This window comes from Lysinibacillus capsici, assembly GCF_020217405.1.
GTDB lineage: Bacteria > Bacillota > Bacilli > Bacillales_A > Planococcaceae > Lysinibacillus > Lysinibacillus capsici.
On the sequence record NZ_CP084108.1, the window covers coordinates 768,484 to 790,289 of the forward strand.

Consider the following 21,806-nt stretch of genomic DNA (forward strand, 5'->3'; position numbering starts at 1 on the left):
TTTTAATATAGTCGGATTTCGTCGTATTCTATAAGTTTTCTATAATGTTTGAAAAATAGTCAGTTTTTCCGATTTTTCATGCAATAGTTATCTAGTATGATAGACACACAAGGGAATATTCTAGCACGAACGGAGGCACTTTGGTATGCAAAAGACAAAAAAATGGAGAATTCTTGTTCTAAGTACTTTAGCAACTTCATTTTTAGCATTACAAACAGCAGAAGCAGCAACATATACTGTACAAAAAGGAGATACTTTAACGAAAATCGCCCAAAATCATCAAGTCACGATTGGGGATATTATGAAGTGGAATAATCTATCCAAAGATACGATTTATGTAGCTCAAAAGCTTGAGATTTCAAAACAATCAACGAATGAGGGAGTAAAGCCCGCCACTCCATCAACATCTGGAAAACCAGCAACTAGTTCTCATACAGTAGCAAAGGGCGACACATTATCAAAAATTGCAAAGCTATATAATGTGACAATTAAGGATATAATGGATTGGAATAAGCTTGAAAAAGACACAATTTTTGTTGGACAAGTACTGAAGCTTTCTTCAGATGCAGTGATACCCGATGGTGATTCTATACATAATAATGTGACTTCAGGTACGGGCGCTCCATCAAAAGTAACAGCGAAAGATCCAACAGCTAATGGACAAACAATTTATAACAAAACCGTTGAAGTTGCCAATACATTGGTTGGCACACCCTATCTATACGGTGGAAATACACCTGTAGGGCTTGATTGCAGTGGCTTTATTTTTTATGCCTTCAATCAAGGTGGTTTAAAAATAGGAAGAGCAAGCAGTGAGGGCTATTTTTACGGTAATACTACTCATGTAGAAAATCCAGTACCTGGCGATTTAGTGTTCTTTGAGAATACGTATAAAGAAGGTATTTCTCATATGGGAATTTATCTCGGTGATAATAAATTCATTCATGCGGGTACAGATGGTGTAGAAGTTTCGGATGTTACGTACTCTTACTGGTCTTCTAAATTAGTAGCCTACAAACGTTTTGATAGTGTGAAATAAAAAGTAGCGATTTTTGCCTTGGCAAAAATCGCTTTTAACAAAACCCCCTTTCTTCTAAAACAGAAAGGGGGTTTTAGGTTATTGTGTTACACGCGCTGTCCAACGAGAGAGGTCAGCACCTTTTGGATTTACTAATTGGGCAGGGAAAATAAATGTCCATGGCTTTGTGGAGTTTGGTTGGACAGTTAAGATTGGATCCATTTTAAATGAACCTTTTGCTATTTGTTTTCCTCTCGCATCAATAATCTCAAGAGGTAGTTGTTCCAAGTTTATAGCCTTATTATGACCATTACGAATAAATATAGAGACATTTAAGCTGCCATTATTCATAAATTTAGCTTGCAAACCTGTAAAGTTTACTTCAGTTTCCCCTAATTTGGGTAAAGTTTTAACAATTTTGGCAAGTTCCTCTTTTTGTTCTGCTGGTAACTGTTCTTCCCAGGTAGGGTCTAATTCTAGTTGATGGTCACGTAATGATACTAGATTAAAAGCTAATTTCCAACCTTCTTCTGGTATCTCATCAATTTTAATAGCTGACTTGTCAAATTCAAATACCCAAGGGCGAGCACTTTTCGCAGGGATTGTACCAAGTGCTTTAAAGTCAAATTTTTTAGAAGCTACAAGCTTATCGTTTTTATCCATGATAAAAAGTTCGATTTCACCAAGTTCAATGGCTTCAGAAAGCGAAGAACGGAAAAATGCTCGTACTTGCCATTTTCCAGAGCGATCCTCATCAATACTAATTGAAGAAAGAGATAATTGATTTGGTTTTAATGGTTCTAGCTCATTAGCAAGGAAGTTAAAGATGTATTTTTGCTCCTGAGGTACATCCCAATCTGGGTGGAAAGAAAGTTTTGTTTCAATAATATCCTCATTACTGTCATGTGAAGAAGTGTTTCCTAGTAAGTCCTTTGAGTCAATAGTATTTTCTTGACCAACTTTGTCTGATTTTTTAAAGAATGAAAATAAGCCCATTATTTATTGCTCCTCCTGTTGCGCTTCGATTGTTTTCATAAATCCAATAATTTCTATAATGATCGTACGTCGTAATTCTTGGAAGTTTTTAGCGAATAATTCTAAGCCTTCTCGTTGATAAATACGCATAGGATCTTCTTGTTGATAGTGGCGAAGTCCAATTCCTTCTTTTAAGTGAGCCATAGACTCTAAGTGCTTAATCCAACCACTATCTAAGTTGCTTAACATGATTTGAGGGATGACATCTATTACTTGTTCATTTTGAGCAAACGTATCCATTTTTGCAGTTAACTCATCTACAGGGGCTTGTAGAGAGTCTAAAATAGGTATAACCTTTCCAACTTCTCTATCAATTGTAATTGGAGATAGGAAGAGACTATTTAAAGTTGCCTCTATTCCATCATAGTCCCATTCAAACGGTGGAATATCATCAGGTGTAGCATCACGAACTGCAAAGTCTACTGTTTCATACAACATTTGCTTTAGTTGATCTAATAAATCTTCTCCACCTAAAATTTTGTCGCGAAGTCCATAAAGAACGGTACGTTGGTCATTGATAACATCGTCTAGTTTTAGGTTATATTCCCGCATGCCATATTGGGAACCTTCAACAATACGTTGTGTTCGGTCAATCAGCTCTTGAACCTCTTTATTTTGAATAATACCCTGATCATTTACAATCATTTTTGCAGAGAATTTTTCTACTTCTTCTTTTGCGTAGCGGCGGAACATATCATCTTCAATAGAGAGAATGAAGCGACTTTCGCCTACATCACCTTGACGGCCTGAACGCCCACGTAGCTGATTGTCTACACGACGGCTTTCATGCTTTTCTGTCCCAATTACATATAAACCACCAAGCTCGTGTACACCATCACCTAACATGATATCTGTACCGCGACCAGCCATGTTTGTCGCTACCGTAATACGACCCTTTTGACCTGCCTGTGAAATAAGTTCAACTTCTTGTTCAACTGTTTTTGCATTAAGTAATTGGAATGTTAATTTTTCCTTGTTCAGATAGTCAGCTACTGTTTCAGACTGTAAAATCGATGTTGTCCCAATTAAAATTGGCTGACCTTTTTCATGTCGTTTTTTAACCTCAGCTGCAACATACTTATATTTTGCTTCCTGTGTGCTAAAAATAAGGTCAGGCTGATCAATACGCTGACGCGGACGGTTTGTTGGGATTTGCACCACTTCCATGCCGTATACTTCGCGAATTTCTTTTTCCTGTGTTTTCGCTGTACCCGTCATCCCAGAAAGCTTTGGATACATACGGAAATAGTTTTGAATTGTGACCTGGGCCATTGATTTATTTTCATCTGTAATCGTTACGCCTTCTTTAGCTTCAATCGCTTGATGTAAGCCATCAGAAAGTGAACGACCTTCTAAAATACGACCTGTAAACATATCAACAAGCTCAATTTTGTCTTCTTTGACAATGTAATCCACATCGCGCTTAAACATAACATGTGCACGTACTGCTTGGATTACGTAATGGAAGAGTGTTTGGTGTTCTAAGTCATATAAATTATCGATATTGAAGGCAGCCTCAACCTTTTCAATACCTTTATCCGTTAGAGAAGTAGCCTTTGTTTCATCGTCAAAGTCATAATCTTCATCTTTCTTGAATCGTTTGGCTAACATAGCAGCAATGCGGTGTAATTCCTCATTAGAAGGCATTTTACCTGCGATAATTAAAGGTGTTTTAGCCTCGTCGATTAATACACTATCTACTTCATCGATAATAGCGAAGTGATAAGGACGTTGTACTTTATCTGCTAAGCTATAGGCCATATTGTCACGTAGATAGTCGAAGCCAAATTCAGTACCTACACCGTATGTTATATCTGCATTATAAGCTTCTTTTTTCTCATCAGGTTCCATCATCGGAATATTTAAACCAACAGTTAAGCCAAGGAAACGATGGATCTGACCAACAAGCTCATAGTCACGCTTTGCTAGGTAATCATTAACTGTGATGACATGAACACCTTTACCTTCTAATGCACGTACATAAGAGGGAAGAGATGCAACTAACGTTTTACCTTCACCTGTAGGCATTTCAGCAATATTACCTTCTGTTAATACTAGACCACCGATAAGCTGCACATCAAAATGACGCATTCCTAATACACGCTTTGAGGCTTCGCGTACAACAGCAAATGCGTCCGGGATAATCGATGTAAGAGGCTCACCTTGTTCTAATTGCTCTTTGAAAATAAAAGTCATTTCTCGTAATTCGGCATCTGACTTGTTAACATATTTTTCTTCAAGATTGTTAATTTGATCTACTATTTTGTAGTAGCGTTTTAATTGACGAGCACTAGTTTGCTCTTTGTTACTTTTGAAAATTGAGAACATGAAATATACGCTCCTTTAATGTTGTCTACATGCTAGACACACCATTATTCTATCAAATTTTACTTATGGTGACTACAATTGACTATATAGGAATCTATTAATGCTAAAATGTACAAAATATTTGTGAAATCGTGGAAAATGTTTAGAAAAAGTATATTTCAATGCTTGTTCATGCTATAATCAATTTGGATTTCAATGTAGATTATTTATTTGAGGAGGAGAGACATGCTTTATGTGTCTTTAATAGCAGCGTTTGTTGCATCCATTTTGTTAACTCCATTAGTGAAACGTTTAGCGTTTAGAATAGGTGCAGTTGATGCACCAAACTATCGAAAAGTACATGCTCGAATTATGCCAAGACTTGGCGGTTTAGCCATTTTCCTTGCCTTTATTATTGGCGTGACGATTTTATACTCATTTTTAGTTCATACAAAACATGGTAGTAATGAGGCTTTATTAGCTATCATTATTGGTGCTTGTATAATCGTAATCACAGGTGTTATTGATGATATGCGTGAGATTTCTGCGAAAGCAAAAATGCTTGGTCAGCTAGTTGCTGCACTGATTGTTGTTTTTGTAGGCGGTATTGAAATTGAAATGGTTAATCTACCGTTCTTAGGTACATTAGACTTTGGTTTATTGAGTATTCCATTAACGATCATTTGGATTATCGGTATTACGAATGCCATTAATTTAATCGACGGCCTTGATGGTCTAGCTGCAGGTGTTTCTACGATTGCACTGATTACATTAGCTGTCATGGCATTTATCATGAGCAATGTGTTTGTTTTAGCGTTAGCAGCCATTTTAGCTGTAGCTTCACTAGGTTTCTTATTCTATAATTTCCACCCAGCAAAAATCTTTATGGGTGATACAGGGGCATTATTCTTAGGATTTATGATCTCTGTGTTAGCGTTACTTGGTTTTAAAAATATTACATTCGTAGCTTTAATCATCCCAATCATTATCCTTGGTGTTCCGATTTCTGATACATTCTTTGCGATTGTTCGTCGTGTTCGCATGAAGAAGAAATGGTCTGACCCAGATAAATCACATTTACACCATCGATTACTTGATATGGGCTTTACACATCGACAAACAGTCCTAATTATTTACGGAATTGCAGTAATGTTTGGATTAGCAGCTATCATTTTCTCTATGGCAAAGGTTTGGGGAGCTATATTACTTGTAGCGGTCATCCTAACAGCTATTGAAATCTTTGTAGAGGTCATCGGATTGGCTGGTAAAAACTATAAACCATTATTAAATTTTGTACGGATATTTAGTAAATAAAATATAAGCAATCATACAATTTGTATGATTGCTTTTTTATATTTATAAATAGCGTGGATATAAGGATTTTATCAAATTGAAAACCCTGAACTATATATGAAATGTTCATTTATCGTTTCGTTAGAGTTAGAGATTCTTATTAATATTGCTTAGTTAATGTTATTTATCCATATTCAATAATAAACAAGTTACTAAATTAAACCCAGTTAATAATAAGTACAAAAATACTTATATATGTTTAAAACTAGTAATATGATAATTTCAAATTTCTTTAAAGTGTTTTTCATTCATAATGAATGCGGATAGGATTAAAAAAATCGCAGTTAAGAGAAGAACACCCTTTTTTTTCTATAAATGTTAAAATATTTGTAGTTCTATAATGTTATAGGATGAATGAAATTGAGAGAAAAGAAAGGGAGATTAGAATGAAGAAAAAAAGTATTTTACGTAGCATGGCAGCTAGCATGGCAGTTGCGGGAATGATGTTTGCTAGTATTCCAGCTTTGGCTGCTGAATCGCCAGAATCGCCAGAATTGCCAAAGCCAATTACTATTGATGGCAAAGAGTATGTCATGGATGAGACAGCAGGTGGTGGAAGCGATACGGCAACACATGACAATAGTATGAGTAAGGTTCAAACTTTTGCTTCTTATAAACTTTTGGGTAGTGACGTTGGGTTATACATTAATCAAAATAACCATGGTGGTGATCATTATGCGTATGGCTGGGTAAGAACTACAGCGCCAACTTTCACAGCTCGAGCTGAAATTTGGTCCAATGGAAAGGTTAACACTACAGGTCCAAATAAGTTAAATTCAGGTGATATCGCCTACGCATTTTCTAATCAAGCTATAGGTCTGGTTCCAAATGCGACACCTCGTATTTTCTACGCTTGGTAATAAATGGTAAATTTATTGTTACGCTTAGTAAAACCTATTTATTTCATTATAGGAATGATGCTACTTGTTATGTTGATAGCATGTAGCAAAACAGATGAAGTTAGAGTATCAGATATGCAACAAACTCAGACCGAAACAGTTGTACCGGAAGAATCCCAAACTATGACACTTGAACCTCAGACATTTGAAGATTACAAGGATTACATAAATTATATCTCTGGCATACCTGCATTTGAACCGTACTATAAAACCGTTTTTGCTTTTGAAGAGGTTTCCGGTGGCATAACAAATTAGCTGTTGGGCTTTGATCAGCAGTTAAATTATGGAGCTATAAAAACTGTCAAGAGGTGAGTATAAGAGGCAAATAGACGGATAGCACTATCTTGATGATGAAATAAGCGTTCTTAGAGTGACTGTTGTTAAAACATTGGAGTAGTGTCTAATAAGAGTTCATATAAAAAAGCCTTTCCATGAATTAAAATGGAAAGGCTTTTTAGATTTATTGAGGTTGCTCATTAGTCGAAGATTCTTCGCTGATGGCATTTCTTTCAGTACGGTTACTAGTAAGACTTGATGAAGATTCATTTAATCCAAGATGATTTTTTAATGTTTCTTTCACTTCATTAACAGATTCTTGACTTAATTGATAATAATATATCCCAGTTGATGTATCATTAGTACCATCTAATGTTAAAGTATCGATTCGTGGTACACCCTCTGATAAATAGGACAAGAAAGATTTCATTTCAGTAAATGTCATATTAGTCTTCATGTTATCACCAAGTGCCTTAATAACATCATCGTATTTTGTTATTGTCTTAACAGAGGCAACTTTTTTGATAATAGCTGAAAGAATTTCTTGTTGACGTTTACCGCGCTCAATATCATTATCTTGTTTACGTGTTCTTGCAAGTGCAAGTGCTTGGCTACCGTTTAACTGTTGTAAACCTGGTTGTAGGTTGATTGTATACTTGTCGAATTCATCTAATTCATGTAAAGCATAAGGTACTTCAGCTTCAATACCGCCTAATGCATCAACTACATCAATAAAAGCATTGAAATTCATACGTACATAATAGTCAATTGGAATATCTAATAATTTTTCAACAGTATCAATTGATGCCAGTGTGCCCCCATATGCATGAGCATGGGTAATTTTATCTTTATAGCCTACTTCAGGAATATAAACGTATGAATCACGGGGTATGCTTAGCATTTTAATAGTTTGTGTTTTATTATTTAATGTAGCTAAAACGAGTGCATCGGAACGTGAATGGTCCGAACCCTGTCCTCGATTATCACTATCATCAACCCCGACAAATAAAATGGATACATTATCATGTACTGGCTCTACTTTTTCTTCGCGAAGTGTAGAAACTTCTCGGCCTTCTAATTCTTCATGTGCAGAATCGGCAGCATGCTCTACCTGTTTAGTCAGGTAAACAGCATAAGCCGTTACGCAAATTACCAAGCTGGCAACTAATAGAAGTGTAACTTTTATAATTAATGAAGCTTTAGAAGACCTCTTTTTAGTCGGACTAACAGATCTTTTTTTCATAATAGTTATATTCTCCTCTAATTATTGGGAATAATAATGCAATGAAGCTAACTTTTATTCAATTATCACTAAGTAATTGTGTGGACAATAAAATAGCTTAACAAAAAAATTATACTATGCATATTTAGTTTCGACAATTAAAACTATTTAATTGACAATAAATTCTACAAATTGAGCATCTTCGAAAGTGATGGTAGCCTGTCCATTTGTCATTTCTGTTATCCAACTTCGGAACTGTTCTTCTTCCTCTTTTAGCACAGAAACAATGATTTCAACACCCTCCAAATAACGTATTTCCTCTAAAGAATATGATGAACTTCTTATTTCATTTTCGACTTTTCCTAGCCATGTATAATCAATAGCTACTTTCATGAAATGATGCAATTTACGTTCAACTATCTGTGCAGCAATTAATCCCTCTGTAGTTGCTTTTCCATAAGCACGAATAAGACCACCACCACCGAGCTTAATGCCTCCAAAATAGCGGGTCACAACAACGACCGTATCTTTTAATCCTTGTTTTTTTAAGACCTCTAACATAGGGACGCCTGCAGTACCACTAGGTTCCCCATCATCATTTGCCTTTTGAATATGATCATGCTCTCCAATAATATATGCGGAGCAGTTATGTGTTGCATTATGATGCAATTTTTTTATACCATCTATAAAAGAAATTGCATCCTCTTCCGTTTCTGCACGTTCTATATAAGTGAGAAAGCGAGATTTGGAAATGACAATTTCGCTTTCACCATATCCTTTTACTGTTAAATAGTTTTCTCTCATTCGTATCAATCTCCTTTTAACTAGAGTTCTATTCTATAATTTTCATGAAGAAAAAGCATTAAATTTTAGCATGGTAATGCTATAATAGGTGTAGACTATGGAATATGTGATTTTAGTCTATTAAATTAGTAAGTAATCATAAGACATTAGACTGGGGAGTATACTATGTTTTCAAATGATACCTTCGATTTAAAGTCGCTTGATGACATTTTTAATCGGATGTTAGATACAATCATGAGCTCAAAGGATGATATCTTTATTATAAGTGAACAAAGCCGCAGAAGCTTTGAAGATATGCAAAAAGAGCTGGAAATTGTTCGAAAACAAATATCAATCGTAATTGATGATGGCGATGCATTGGAAAAAAGTACGCAGCTTGCTAAGCAACGACTTGTGCTAGTGAGTAAAGCTTTTGATAATTATACCGAAGAACAAGTTAGAGAAGCATATGAAACTGCACATGATTTTCAAGTAAAGCTCTCCGTTATTAGAACACAAGAAAAACAGCTACGGGATAAAAGAGATGATCTAGAGAGAAGATTAAGAGGATTACTCGATACGATTGAACGTGCTGATCATATTGTTAATCAGGTAAATGTCGTTTTGAATTACTTAACTTCAGATTTAAGAAATGTTGGTTTAGCCCTTGAACAAGCAAAAATGAAACAGGATTTTGGGATACGTATTATTGCAGCTCAAGAGGAAGAGCGTAAGCGTTTATCAAGAGAGATTCACGATGGACCTGCTCAAATGCTTGCAAATGTCCTTATGCGCACTGATTTAATCGATAGAACGTATCGTGAAAAAGGTATTGAAAAGGCTTTGGCTGAAATTGCCGATTTAAAGAAAACGGTACGTAATGCTTTATCTGAGGTGCGACGTATTATTTATGATCTACGACCAATGGCACTTGATGACTTGGGAATTATTCCGACATTAAAGAAGTATTTATCGACAGTGACTGAATATAATCCAGGTGTTGAAATTCATTTCCAATCGAGAAGTACAGAAAAACGTATACCTTCAAATTATGAAGTATCCATTTTCCGATTAGTACAAGAATGTGTAACAAATGCCATGAAGCATGGTAAGTGTAAAGACATTTGGGTAAAGCTTGAATGGTTAAAAGATGCCGTCAACATTGTTGTAAAAGATGATGGCATAGGCTTTGACCCACAAGTAGTGAAAGATCATTCCTTTGGAATATTAGGAATGAAAGAACGGATTGAAATATTAAATGGTACTATCACCATTAGTAGTGAAATCAATCGAGGTACGACGGTGTTATTTAAAATACCGTTAAAAGCTGAATGATGTAATGGTTGCAGAAATTTAGGGGGTAAAGGACAAATGACAAAGATTATTATTGTAGACGATCACCAGCTATTCCGCGAAGGAGTAAAACGCATTTTAGATTTTGAAGATACGTTTGATGTAGTAGCAGAAGGTGACGATGGTACAGATGTGGTTACGTTATACGCTGAAAACGAACCAGACGTAGTGCTTATGGATATTAACATGCCAGGCAAAAACGGAGTAGAAGCAACGGCAGAGTTAATTACTGAATTTCCAGATGCAAAAGTGATTATGCTGTCTATACATGATGATGAAACATATGTTACGCATGCATTAAAATCAGGTGCTCTTGGCTATATGTTAAAAGAAATGGATGCAGATGAAATCGTTGAGGCGATTAAAGTTGTTGCCAACGGCGGTTCTTATTTACATCCAAAAGTAACGAAAAACCTAGTAGCAGAATTTAAACGACTTTCAGAACATGAAAATAAAGGAAACTTCCATCAAACTGAAATTCGTCGTCCATTCCATTTGCTAACTAAGCGTGAATGTGAAGTATTACAATTATTAACAGATGGTCAATCAAACCGTACAATCGGTGAGACACTGTTTATCTCTGAAAAAACAGTTAAAAACCACGTATCAAGTATTCTACAAAAAATGAATGTGAATGACCGTACACAAGCAGTTGTAACAGCCATTAAAAATGGTTGGGTTGAAGTACGCTAATTGCTAAAACTGTTTTTAAAAGCTACTTTTTTTGAAGTAGTTTTTAAAACAGTTTTTTATTGTTTTTTGGTAATAATTTGTATTGAACTTACTTGATGAAGAACAGGTCATTCACAATTTTGTAACATTACTATTCATGAGTATGAATATGATAACTAGCAATTCATGCAACATTTTACAGCCTAAGGCGTCATAAGGAAGATGTAGCACTTAAATGTTGAAAATGCACAACAAAATTCCTACGAAAGCATTTATATGCTACAATATGCGCGGGAGGTTTTTTGATGTTAAAGAAAAGTTTTCTAGCAGTTCTAATCTTATTAGTGTTAACTGCCTGTGGTAATAAAGATGAAAAGATGAGTGATGAAGAACGAGATAAAGTAATAGAGGATGGTACAGTTGGCTTTGAAATGATGGGTGGAAACGTAGAAAAGGCTGATAATGTACCAGCGGAAGATGAAAAGGCGATTTTAGCATCTTTTGATGAGTATATTGCTGCATTAAATGCTGAAGAAATTGATCGTTATATGAATACAATCTCGAAAAATCCAAAGGGTTTTAAATACGATGAAGAAAAAACATATGCATCAGAAGTATTTGATCAATTTGATATTAAGCGTGAAGTAGAAAATGTAACAATTGCAAAGTATGAATCAGAAGAGGCGCAAGTATTTGCCAACATGAAAATGCACTCACTTCAGCTTGAGACAAATGTCGAACATGAAAGTGCAGGACGTCAGGTAACAGTCTTTGTGAAAGAGGACAATGATTGGAAAGTGACGAGTGTCTTTTATATTGGTGATGACTCACAGTCAAGTACAGGAAATTAACAGAAGCTATCTTCATTCAACATAACAATTGAGTGAAGATATGCCTATTATACATAGACAATGAATGTGAAATGGAAGCTAGCTAACTAGCATAACTCTAGAAGGGCGAGAACGGGAATCCGACGTTCGTCATTCATTTCACATTCATTTCTTTTTGTTTTTCGTAATATATGCAAAAGCGACAGTAACAACAGTAACAACAACGAACAACAATTGCACCAAGTAGAAATAGATTGTAAACTAAGAATTATAGGAGAGTGGACATGGATGAGGACGGCAATCGTAACAGATAGTACTGCATATATTACAGCTGAGGAACGTGCAAGCTTAAACATTCACATGATACCTTTAAGTGTTAATATCTCAGGTCAATTATTTGCAGAAGAAGTAGATATCACAGCATCTGAATTTTATGATAAGGTGCGTGGAGCTAAAGAATTTCCCAAAACAACACAGCCTCCAATCGGAGAATTTGTCGCTCTTTTTGATGAGCTAGCAAGAGATTACGATGAGATTATTTCCATCCATTTATCGAGTGGTATTAGTGGAACATACCAAGGTGCAGTACAGGCCGGTGAAATGGTGGAAGGCATTGATGTTTATACCTTTGACAGTGAAATATCCTGTGCTGTTCAAGGCTTTTACGTATTAAGGGCAGCGGAAATGGCGAAAGAGGGCCATTCAGCAAAAGACATACTTGCAGCATTAGCGGACATGCAGCAGTCTATTCGTGCTTACTTCATTGTAGACGACTTAGCACATTTACAGCGTGGTGGGCGTTTATCTTCTGCAGCTGCATTAATCGGTGGCTTATTACAAGTAAAGCCTGTTTTACATTTCGTGGACAAGGTAATTGTACCTTTCGAAAAAATCCGAACACGTAAAAAGGCATTAAAGCGTGCAGAAGAATTGTTAGCAGAAGATGCCAAAAAGTATGCAGCGATGGACGCTGTTGTCATTCACGGAAATTGTCCTGCTGAAGCCCAAGAATGGCTAGAGCAATTAGCCGCAACGTACCCAAACGTAAACTTTAAATTGAGCTATTTTGGTCCTGTTATTGGTACTCATTTAGGTGAAGGGTCGATGGGATTAGGATGGACAAAAAAATAATGAATTGTGAGAAGTCTCTACAGCAAAAGTAGAGGCTTTTTTCTATGAAAGGGGAAGTTTTAATGAGATATAGGGGCTGGTTATTTCCCCCAGCATTACGTGATTTTCATGAAGGTCGCATTTGGTTAAAAGAACATTCGCCATTTTCATCTGAAGATATTGAGAAAGCAATACAGCGAAAATTCGTCAGTATAATAGAAGGAATTCAAATGAAGCCAGCTATGAAATGCAATCGTTGCCACAATACAGACCCTCAATTATTCACAAAATTCGATTGCTCAAAATGTCAGCAACAATGTGTGTACTGCCGACACTGTATTAAGATGGGGAGAGTCAGTAGCTGTACACAATTGATAATTTGGACAGGCCCCAGGGCGATAAAAATTAACAAGCATTCATTAAAATGGGTAGGGCAATACACTGAACTCCAGCAACAGGCTGCTAATGAAACCTTGGCAAGTGTGAAAGCAAAACGCTCCCATTTAATTCATGCAGTTTGTGGTGCAGGCAAAACAGAGCTACTTTTCCCATCTGTGTATGATGCATTAAAGCGAGGGCTACGTGTTTGTATTGCGACACCACGGACAGATGTAGTGTTAGAACTGTATCCACGCTTCCAAGAGACTTTTCCTGATACAGTTATTCATGCTTTATACGGTGGAGCTCCTCATCAAAAGGGCTATGCCCAGCTTATTATAGCAACGACCCATCAGCTCTACCGATTTGACAAGGCATTTGATGTCATTATTGTAGATGAGGCAGATGCTTTTCCTTATACATTTGATGAAACTTTACAAAGAGCAGTAGAAAAGGCTAAAAAGGAAAATACTCCTCTGGTATTTGTGACAGCAACCCCATCAGCATCATTACTCCATACTTTCCAGCAAGAAAGCTACTCTTTTATTCCAAAACGCTATCATAATCATCCATTACCAGTCCCACAAGTTCGTTCTTTATGGAGCTATAATCAATGCTTTAAGCGAGGTAAAGTCCCTAAAAGGTTAAAAAAGTGGGTGGAGGAGCGCTTACGCCAAAAGGAACCCTTTTTACTATTTTTCCCGACAATTGACTTAATGAAACGTGCAACGCCTCTTCTTCAAGGGTTAAATGAAGACATATTAGCTGTACATGCAGCTGACCCAGAGCGGAAGGTGAAGGTGTTAAAGCTACGAAATAAAGAAGTTCCGGGCTTATTAACCACTACGATATTAGAAAGGGGCATTACAATCAGCAATGTACAGGTGGCTGTGATAGGGGCAGAGTCATTGATTTTTACTGCAAATGCTCTCATTCAGATCGCAGGTCGAGTTGGACGAAATGTTCAATTTCCTGATGGGGACGTCCTATTCTTTCATCACGGTATTACGGCAGAGATGGATGAGGCATGCGCAAAAATTCAATTTTATAATAAGAAGGGATTTTCTGAATGAATAAAATAGAACATCGTTGTTTAATATGCACACAGCCATTAAAAATAACTATTTCCTGGAAAATGATTGTAACCAAGCAATTCTCGCCGACTATATGTGAAAAATGTGCCGCTCGTTTTGAACCTTCTCAATCTGCTACATCCCTTTATCAATATAATGAGGCGATGAAGGATTACTTACACCAGTTAAAGTTTCTTCAAGATGTGGCTCTTGCCAAGGTATTTCGACAGGAGCTCTATGATCGTCTCAATAAAGAAAAAGCGATTATACTACCCATTCCGATGCACCCTTTTAAGCAGCAGGAGCGTACTTTCTCGCATACTGATGAACTATTAAAGGCAGCGCATATTCCTTTTATGCAATTATTAGAAAAGACAACGACAGAAACACAAAGCTCCAAAAATAGAGAGCAGCGTATACAGGCAGCTCCACTTTTTCGCTTAAAGGAGGCTGCACAAGTCGAACATAAAAATTATCTTCTTTTTGACGATATAAAAACCACAGGGACGACTCTAGAGCATGCTACAACTGTTTTAAAGCAGGCAGGTGCTAAAAATGTCCAATACTTCACATTAATTGAAGGATGAAAATACCAATACATTATGTATAATAGTTAATGAGACAGCATTCGTAGATAAATTTGCTAGAAAGAGGAGGAAAGGCTAATGGCAGAGGTTCGTAATTGTCCGAAATGTAATGAATTTTTTAATTATACAGGAGTCCGAGAAGTGTGTCATAAGTGTGCACAATCAGAGGAGGAGCTTTATCAAATCGTTTATCGTTTCTTACGTAAACGTGAAAACCGTGCGGCAACTGTAGAACGTATTGTAGAAGCAACGGGAGCAGATAAAGACTTACTATTTAAATGGGTCCGTAAAGGCCGTTTACAGCCAGCAATGTTCCCTAACCTTGGCTACCCATGTGATAACTGCGGTCATCTCACAACGACAGGAAAGCTCTGCTCGAAATGTCAGGATGAATTAAAAGCAGACTTACGGACATTTGAAGCTGCCAAAGAGTTTCGCCAAAGTGTTGAGGAACGTGAGAGAGTAACCTATCACTCAGAGCGTAAACGTTAATTACTCCAAGTGTGTTAATTTTAAACAAAATTAGCACACTTTTTTCTATGTGAAAACTTAACATTATGTGAGACAATCCGAAATAATAGTAAGATAGGATTTAGAGATGGGGGGTATTGAAATGAAAATTACATCTTATGGAGTTAATGCAGTAAACGCCTATAAAAACCAAGTACGCAATGCAAAATCAAATACAAACAAGGCATCTTTCGCCGATAAAATTGAAATTTCAAAGGCTGCACAAGAAATGCGAGGTGTTTCAACATACAGTTCTGAGCGAGCAAACCATGTTCAACAGTTGAAAAAGGATATCGCTTCTGGTGAATACAAAGTAGACGCTCGTAAAGTGGCAGAGGATATGCTGAAATATTATCGTTTCTAGGGAATAGCAGAAAGGGTGTATAACGATATGTCTGTAGAAGCAATTAGTTCTACACTAACAATGCTAGAGAGAATGCATAAAAGCTTACTCGAACTAGCCTTTAAAAAAACAGAAATTATCAAAGCTGGCGATATCGAAGCGCTAGACCAATTGCTCAAGGATGAGCAGGCACACATAGCAGCCATCGATAAGCTCGAGCAACAGCGTCAGAAACAGGTAACGGACTATCTTGAGGCAAAGGGACTTGCTTCAGCTGACAAAACAACTGTCGCGGATGTCATCGAGGCTGCTGAACAACAAGCTGACAAAGCAACACTATCAGCAGTTCGCGAACGTTTAATGCAAATTATCAATGACCTACGAAAACAAAATGATCTAAATCAAAAACTTGTTTTCCAATCCTTACAAGTCGTCAATCTAACATTAGATGCAGTAAGACCTCGTACAGAGCAAATGAACTATTCCAGCAATGAGGTCCGTGGCACAAACAATATAGCTAAAAAATCATATTTCGATTCACAAGCATAACAAGGGAGGAAGAAACATGCGCTCAACATTTATGGGCTTAGAAGCTAGTAAACGTGGCCTCTTCACACAGCAAACTGCTTTATATACAACAGGTCACAATATTTCCAACGCCAACACACTAGGCTACTCTCGTCAACGAGTGAACATGCAGGCAACACCTGGATTTCCAACGGCTGGGTTAAATCAGCCCATTTATCCTGGACACCTAGGTACAGGAGTAGAAGCAGGCTCAATTCAACGTATTCGCGATGAATTTATTGATCGTCAATATCGTCAAGAAACGAATAAGTTTGGTTATTGGGAATCCCGTTCTAATGCGATTTCACAAATGGAAGATATTATGGATGAGCCATCCCAATTTGGCTTAAATGCAGCATTAGAACAATTTTGGAAGGGGCTAGAGGATGTCAGTACGAATCCAGAAAATGCATCGTCCCGAACAGTAGCGATTGAACGAGCAAAACATCTTGCACAATCATTCAATTATATGGACACACAGATAAAAACAATACAAGGTAATTTAGGAAACGAAATTAATGTATCTACAGATCGTATTAACTCTATATTAAAGAGAATTGCATCCATTAATAAGCAAATACAAGAGGTTGAACCTAATGGGCATGTTCCTAATGATTTGTATGATGCACGTGATGTGTTAATTGATGAACTAAATAGCTATATACCAGTATCGATTGAACGTGTTCCTTCAGGTGGGGTTGCTAGTGAGGTGGCTGAGGGAAGTCTAACAATAAAGTTTAAGCCGTATCCATCAGGTGCGCCAATTGAATTAGTTAATGGCAGAGAATATGCGGCATTCACTACTACGGGAACAGATGCAACAGGCACAGTAGCAAGTATTGATGGTAATGATTTAACAAAGGTTTTTCAGGAAATAAAAATTTCCAAGTTAGGTGAACCACCAACAAAGCCAGCTGCTGATGCTGTAGGATTGGAATCAATTAAATATAACGAACTTGAGCCTGGAAAAGGTAAACTACTATCACTTATTAATTCGTACGGATATGCTGAATATGACGCTGGAGGTGCTTTTTCAGGTATAAAAGGTTACTATCCAGAAGCATTAGCAAATTTGGATAAACTAGCTTCTACCTTTGCTAATACATTTAATGCTGTACATAAGGCAGGCTATGATTTGACAGGTGTACAAAATGGATTAAACTTCTTTGAAACGATGGATGGTTCTACAACAATTAATGCTGGCAATATTAAAATAAATGAAGAATTTACCAAAGATACTTCCAAACTAGCTGCTTCTTCTGCTCCTAATGAAGTAGGTAATGGTAAATGGGCAATTGAGCTAGCCAATTTACAATCAAAAGCAATTGGTGCTGGAGGATTTACAATTACAGTTGGTGCAAATACTGTTGTAATTCCACCTTCAACAGAGCATCTTGATAGCGCAACTTTCAACTCTTTCTATCAAGGAATGATTGGAAAATTGGGTACAGACGGTGAAGAAGCCTATCAATTAAATAAAACCTCTGAAAACCTGTTATTATCAATAACTTATAACCGCGCATCTGTCAGCTCGGTGTCCTTAGATGAAGAAATGACGAATATGATTACGTTCCAACAGGCGTACAATGCCAATGCACGTATGATTACAGTTGTCGATGAAACTTTAGATAAAATTATCAATGGTATGGGCCGTGTAGGACTATAAAATTACTAGAAAGGGGTTTTTCTTAACATGCGTGTGACACAAACGATGCTATCAAATAACATGCTGCTTAACCTAAACAGAAGCTATGGCAGAATGTCTAAACTACAAGACCAACTTAATTCTGGTAAAAAAATTACTAGACCCTCTGATGATCCTGTTATTGCTGTAAAGGGAATGGGCTATCGTCGGGATTTGGGACGAGTTGAACAATATACACGGAATATGAATGAGGTCAATAACTGGATAGATACAACCGATGAGTCACTGAACCAAGTAGGTGAACAAATGAAGCGTGTTCGTGAACTTGTGATTCAAGCAGCCAATGATACAAATACACCTGATGAGCGTGCAAAAATTAAGAAAGAAATTGATCAAATTCGCCAACAGATTCAGGATGTATCAAATACAAAAATTGGTGACCGTTATATTTTCAGTGGTACGAATACGGATAAACCTTTATTTGTAGATGCGACTCCCCCAAATGCTGATGGTTCAAAAATAATTAATGCGGATTATCAACTTTACGATGGAACAAATATTATTTCTACAGCAGCTGATAAATTAACAGCACCGAATGCTGATGTTCAAATTGAGGTCTATGATGGGATTCAATTACAAGTGAATGCACCTGGTGCTGATTTATTTGGGAATATCGATTCATTAATGGGGAAAATATCAAACTTATTGGATCCTGAAAGAGTTCCTGGGCCAGCGACCAGCGAAGAAATTAGTAAAGCATTAGGTGGTTTTACTTCCAATAGTAAATCGGATGATATAACAAATATACACAATAAAATCCTTGAGACACAGGCCGATATGGGGGCACGCCAAAATCGTGTCGAATTAATGGAAAATCGCTTGTCACTTCGGGAAATTAGCGTAACTAAACAATTATCAAACAATGAAGATGTTGATTATTCAAAAGCGATAACGGAAATGGTTACTTCAGAGTCTATTCATCAGGCCGCATTATCTGTAGGCGCAAGAATTATTCAGCAAACTCTAGTAGATTTTATTAGATAATACGCACTAGTTATAATCTGAAAACCAAGAGATTATAGGGAAAAGCAAAGTGATAATAGGTATAGCGAACAAACTTTATAAATGAAAAAGGAAAGCGTTTGGACAATTCGTTCAGACGCTTTTATTGAAAGGAGAGGTAAAATGAGACTCCCTCAAATTCAAATTCGTACAACAGATGCCAAATTAGACCTTCATATAGGAAAACCACAACAACACATTGAACAACCAGAGGCTACTCTGCATATTGAACAACCAGCCGCTATCTTGGAGATTCATACAACAAGAGGTGTTTTAAAAATAGATTCCTCACAAGCGAGGAGAGATTTAGGGTTAATTGGACCAATTGAAGCAACTAAAAATGCTGCGAAAGAAGGTCAACAGACTGCTCTAAGTGGTATTGAGAGACGAGTAAATGAAGGGCGACAAATAATGATGTCAGCTGGTAAAGGACAAGGACGAGCTATTATGCAAAATATTGCTAAACAAAATCATGGGCCCCATCGTGTACCGTTCAATATCAAATTCGTACCATCCATAGGCTCTGTAAAAATCGACTATACTCCTGGCACAACAGATGTCAATATTGAACGGAGAGAGCCAATAATTGACGCAAAGGTGAACAAACCAATCTACGAATACACACCAGGGAAAGTAACTGGTACAATGGTACAAAGACCAAATGTTGACATTGATGTAATTGGTTAAAGGAGAGAGTAATCTAATGGATATTGAAACAAAATTTTTAGGAACAGTTGAAATTAATGAACAAGACATCTTAACATTTGAAACAGGACTGCCAGGCTTCCCAAATGCTCGTAAATTCGTCTTGTTACCTCTCGATGCAGATTTACCGTTAGTAGTCTTGCAATCTGTTGAACAACAAGAACTTGGCTTTGTGCTCGCTTATCCATTTGCCTTTAAAAAGGACTATGAATTCGAAATTGATGAGGAAGTTAAAGAGGATTTGCAAATCGAAAAAGAAGATGATATTGTACCATACGCAATTTTGACATTAAAAGAAACGTTCCAAGAATCTACAATGAATTTACTAGCTCCAGTTGTCATAAATACAGTAAAAAAACTTGGAAAACAAATTGTGTTACAAGATAGTGCAAGCTATCCATTACGCTATCCAATCGGTGCTGCGGAAGGAAGTGCCAAGTAATGCTTGTATTATCTAGAAAAAAAGGCGAATCCATCATGGTTGGCGACCAAATTGAAGTCAAGATACTTGCGGTCGAGGGTGATCAAATAAAGCTCGGCATCTTGGCACCAAAATCAGTGAAGGTTCATCGCTCAGAAATTTTTGAAGCCATTCAAGAACAAAATAAAGAAGCACTGGCAACTTCTCCAAACTTGTTAAGCAAATTGAAAAAAAACAAATAAAATTTTTTTGAAAACTATTAAACATTCAATCTATCGTACGATATATAGATTGTAAGGCAGAAGTAGTACATACTACAGAAACCAAGCTCTCCCACAAGGATGTGGGTTACAAAAAAACAATTCAAGGAGGAATTCTATTATGAGAATTCAACACAACATTTCTGCATTAAATGCACACCGTAACTTAGGTGCAAACAACACTCAAGCTTCTAAAAACCTTGAGAAGTTATCTTCTGGTTTCAAAATCAACCGTGCTGGTGACGATGCTGCTGGTTTAGCAATCTCTGAAAAAATGCGCGGACAAATCCGTGGTCTTGACATGGCTACGAAAAACTCGCAAGATGCAATTTCTTTAATCCAAACTGCTGAGGGTGCATTAAACGAAACACACTCAATTCTACAACGTATGCGTGAATTAGCAGTTCAATCTTCAAGTGATACAAACGTTAACCTTGACCGTGATGCAATCCAACAAGAAATCACGCAATTAACGGAAGAACTTGACCGCATTTCAGAAACAACTGAGTTCAACACTCAAAAATTACTTGATGGTTCATTCTCAGGAACTTTCCAAATCGGTGCTAACGAAGGTCAAGAACTTAAAATGGACATCGACAAAATGGGTGCAGCAGCTTTAGGTTTAGTTAATACGACTACTATTGCTAAAGATGTAGCTGAATCAAGTACTACTGGCGCTAAATTAGCAGATGGAACATATACTATCAACGCAGCTGGTAATAAATTACTTGATGCTAAAGGCAATGAAGTTGGAGCAGTAGCAGCTGGTGTGATTACTGGCACAAATGGTGCAGAGTATAAATTCACTACTTCTGCAAGTCTTGCAAGTGGAACATTGACTATTAAAGATGGTAAAGCAACTGCACAAACTACTTTAAATTCAGCATCTTCAAAACTTTCAGCTGGTAAATATGAAGTTGTTGGTACTCAAGTGATTAAAGATGGTAAAGTAGTAGGTGAAATGGTTGGTACTGGTGCAACAGCAGCACTTACATTTAAACAAGGTGATGGTACTACTTTATCAATTTCTAAAGCTGATTTAAACCTAGCTGATGATCTTCAAGCAGGCTCTACATTTGAAATCAATGGTGTAAGTGTATCTACACGTGATCAAGCTTCTGGTACAATTACAAAAATTGATAATGCAATTACTAAGGTCTCTGATCAACGTTCAGCATTAGGTGCAGTTCAAAACCGTTTAGAGCACACAATCAATAACTTAGGTGCTGCTTCTGAAAACTTAACAGCTGCTGAATCACGTATTCGTGATACAGATATGGCGAAGGAAATGATGGAGTTCACAAAGAACAATATCTTAATGCAAGCTGCACAATCTATGCTTGCGCAAGCTAACCAACAGCCACAAGGCGTATTACAGTTATTGGGGTAATACCCAA

Annotated in this window: 23 protein-coding genes; 19 read left to right on the plus strand and 4 right to left on the minus strand. The window is 36.9% G+C overall.

The annotated features are described in order from the left end of the window. The first annotated feature begins 145 nt into the window (after positions 1–145). Positions 146–1,039 carry a C40 family peptidase gene (locus LCP48_RS03605; RefSeq protein WP_216486593.1) on the plus strand — a complete coding sequence of 298 codons (894 nt, stop codon included), beginning with the start codon at positions 146–148 and terminating at the stop codon, positions 1,037–1,039. A 78-nt stretch (positions 1,040–1,117) separates the two neighbouring features. Here LCP48_RS03605 and LCP48_RS03610 read toward each other — a convergent pair whose 3' ends face one another. Further along, on the minus strand, positions 1,118–2,014 hold the full coding sequence (locus LCP48_RS03610; RefSeq protein ID WP_202341967.1) for an accessory Sec system S-layer assembly protein: 897 nt from the start codon (positions 2,012–2,014) through the stop codon (positions 1,118–1,120). 3 nt (positions 2,015–2,017) lie between these two features. Next, positions 2,018–4,381 (minus strand): accessory Sec system translocase SecA2, encoded by a 2,364-nt coding sequence (secA2, locus tag LCP48_RS03615; RefSeq protein WP_202341966.1) that lies wholly within the window; start codon positions 4,379–4,381, stop codon positions 2,018–2,020. A gap of 225 nt (positions 4,382–4,606) precedes the next feature. Between secA2 and LCP48_RS03620 the strand changes: the two genes are divergently transcribed. The 3 genes from LCP48_RS03620 to LCP48_RS03630 all read left to right on the plus strand — a co-directional run bounded on the left by LCP48_RS03620 (position 4,607) and on the right by LCP48_RS03630 (position 6,867). Then, entirely contained in the window at positions 4,607–5,674 is a 1,068-nt protein-coding gene (locus LCP48_RS03620; protein ID WP_004230902.1) for a glycosyltransferase family 4 protein, read from the plus strand. 452 nt (positions 5,675–6,126) lie between these two features. Beyond that, complete coding sequence (locus tag LCP48_RS03625) at positions 6,127–6,573, plus strand: hypothetical protein (RefSeq protein WP_225340711.1); 447 nt, start codon at positions 6,127–6,129, stop codon at positions 6,571–6,573. A gap of 15 nt (positions 6,574–6,588) precedes the next feature. Then, positions 6,589–6,867, plus strand: a complete 279-nt coding sequence (locus tag LCP48_RS03630; RefSeq protein WP_225340712.1) for a hypothetical protein — start codon at positions 6,589–6,591, stop codon at positions 6,865–6,867. Positions 6,868–7,072: 205 nt separating this feature from the next. On the opposite strand, the gene LCP48_RS03635 is transcribed toward LCP48_RS03630, so the two are convergent. Together LCP48_RS03635 and LCP48_RS03640 are read right to left on the minus strand one after the other, a co-directional pair. After that, a complete protein-coding gene (locus LCP48_RS03635; RefSeq protein WP_225340713.1) occupies positions 7,073–8,131 on the minus strand; it encodes an LCP family protein in 1,059 nt (352 codons plus the stop codon). A gap of 147 nt (positions 8,132–8,278) precedes the next feature. Continuing rightward, positions 8,279–8,914, minus strand: a complete 636-nt coding sequence (locus tag LCP48_RS03640; RefSeq protein ID WP_004227595.1) for a YigZ family protein — start codon at positions 8,912–8,914, stop codon at positions 8,279–8,281. Positions 8,915–9,079: 165 nt separating this feature from the next. Here LCP48_RS03640 and LCP48_RS03645 point away from each other — a divergent pair, with 165 nt between their 5' ends. The 15 genes from LCP48_RS03645 (at position 9,080) to LCP48_RS03715 (ending at position 21,799) form a co-directional block, all read left to right on the plus strand. Then, positions 9,080–10,228 (plus strand): sensor histidine kinase, encoded by a 1,149-nt coding sequence (locus tag LCP48_RS03645; protein ID WP_004227593.1) that lies wholly within the window; start codon positions 9,080–9,082, stop codon positions 10,226–10,228. Between the two features lie 36 nt (positions 10,229–10,264). Then, entirely contained in the window at positions 10,265–10,939 is a 675-nt protein-coding gene (locus LCP48_RS03650) for a response regulator transcription factor (RefSeq protein WP_004227590.1), read from the plus strand. 284 nt (positions 10,940–11,223) lie between these two features. Then, positions 11,224–11,769, plus strand: coding sequence for a DUF3225 domain-containing protein (locus LCP48_RS03655; RefSeq protein ID WP_004227588.1), 546 nt, complete (start codon positions 11,224–11,226; stop codon positions 11,767–11,769). A 267-nt stretch (positions 11,770–12,036) separates the two neighbouring features. After that, a complete protein-coding gene (locus tag LCP48_RS03660; RefSeq protein WP_004227586.1) occupies positions 12,037–12,879 on the plus strand; it encodes a DegV family protein in 843 nt (280 codons plus the stop codon). A 44-nt stretch (positions 12,880–12,923) separates the two neighbouring features. Next, entirely contained in the window at positions 12,924–14,309 is a 1,386-nt protein-coding gene (locus LCP48_RS03665; RefSeq protein WP_216486589.1) for an ATP-dependent helicase ComFA, read from the plus strand. Next, positions 14,306–14,896 (plus strand): ComF family protein, encoded by a 591-nt coding sequence (locus LCP48_RS03670; protein ID WP_004227582.1) that lies wholly within the window; start codon positions 14,306–14,308, stop codon positions 14,894–14,896. The genes LCP48_RS03665 and LCP48_RS03670 overlap by 4 nt, the downstream gene beginning before the upstream one ends. Positions 14,897–14,974: 78 nt before the next feature. Then, a complete protein-coding gene (locus LCP48_RS03675) occupies positions 14,975–15,388 on the plus strand; it encodes a TIGR03826 family flagellar region protein (protein WP_004227580.1) in 414 nt (137 codons plus the stop codon). 121 nt (positions 15,389–15,509) lie between these two features. Further along, positions 15,510–15,770, plus strand: coding sequence for a flagellar biosynthesis anti-sigma factor FlgM (gene flgM, locus LCP48_RS03680; RefSeq protein ID WP_004227578.1), 261 nt, complete (start codon positions 15,510–15,512; stop codon positions 15,768–15,770). A 27-nt stretch (positions 15,771–15,797) separates the two neighbouring features. Beyond that, positions 15,798–16,298, plus strand: a complete 501-nt coding sequence (locus LCP48_RS03685; RefSeq protein WP_004227576.1) for a flagellar protein FlgN — start codon at positions 15,798–15,800, stop codon at positions 16,296–16,298. Positions 16,299–16,314: 16 nt separating this feature from the next. Beyond that, positions 16,315–17,982: a flagellar hook-associated protein FlgK gene (gene flgK / locus LCP48_RS03690; RefSeq protein WP_004227574.1), complete on the plus strand. Its 1,668-nt coding sequence runs from the start codon at positions 16,315–16,317 to the stop codon at positions 17,980–17,982. 27 nt (positions 17,983–18,009) lie between these two features. Beyond that, on the plus strand, positions 18,010–19,005 hold the full coding sequence (flgL, locus tag LCP48_RS03695) for a flagellar hook-associated protein FlgL (protein ID WP_225340714.1): 996 nt from the start codon (positions 18,010–18,012) through the stop codon (positions 19,003–19,005). A gap of 141 nt (positions 19,006–19,146) precedes the next feature. Next, a complete protein-coding gene (locus tag LCP48_RS03700) occupies positions 19,147–19,710 on the plus strand; it encodes a DUF6470 family protein (protein WP_004227569.1) in 564 nt (187 codons plus the stop codon). A gap of 16 nt (positions 19,711–19,726) precedes the next feature. Then, positions 19,727–20,170, plus strand: coding sequence for a flagellar assembly protein FliW (gene fliW, locus LCP48_RS03705; RefSeq protein WP_225340715.1), 444 nt, complete (start codon positions 19,727–19,729; stop codon positions 20,168–20,170). Continuing rightward, positions 20,170–20,391, plus strand: a complete 222-nt coding sequence (gene csrA, locus LCP48_RS03710) for a carbon storage regulator CsrA (protein ID WP_225340716.1) — start codon at positions 20,170–20,172, stop codon at positions 20,389–20,391. Before fliW ends, csrA begins: the two co-directional genes overlap by 1 nt. A 139-nt stretch (positions 20,392–20,530) precedes the next feature. After that, the gene (locus LCP48_RS03715; protein WP_225340717.1) at positions 20,531–21,799 is read left to right on the plus strand and encodes a flagellin N-terminal helical domain-containing protein; all 1,269 of its coding nucleotides are present in this window, start codon (positions 20,531–20,533) and stop codon (positions 21,797–21,799) included. Positions 21,800–21,806 lie beyond the last annotated feature (7 nt).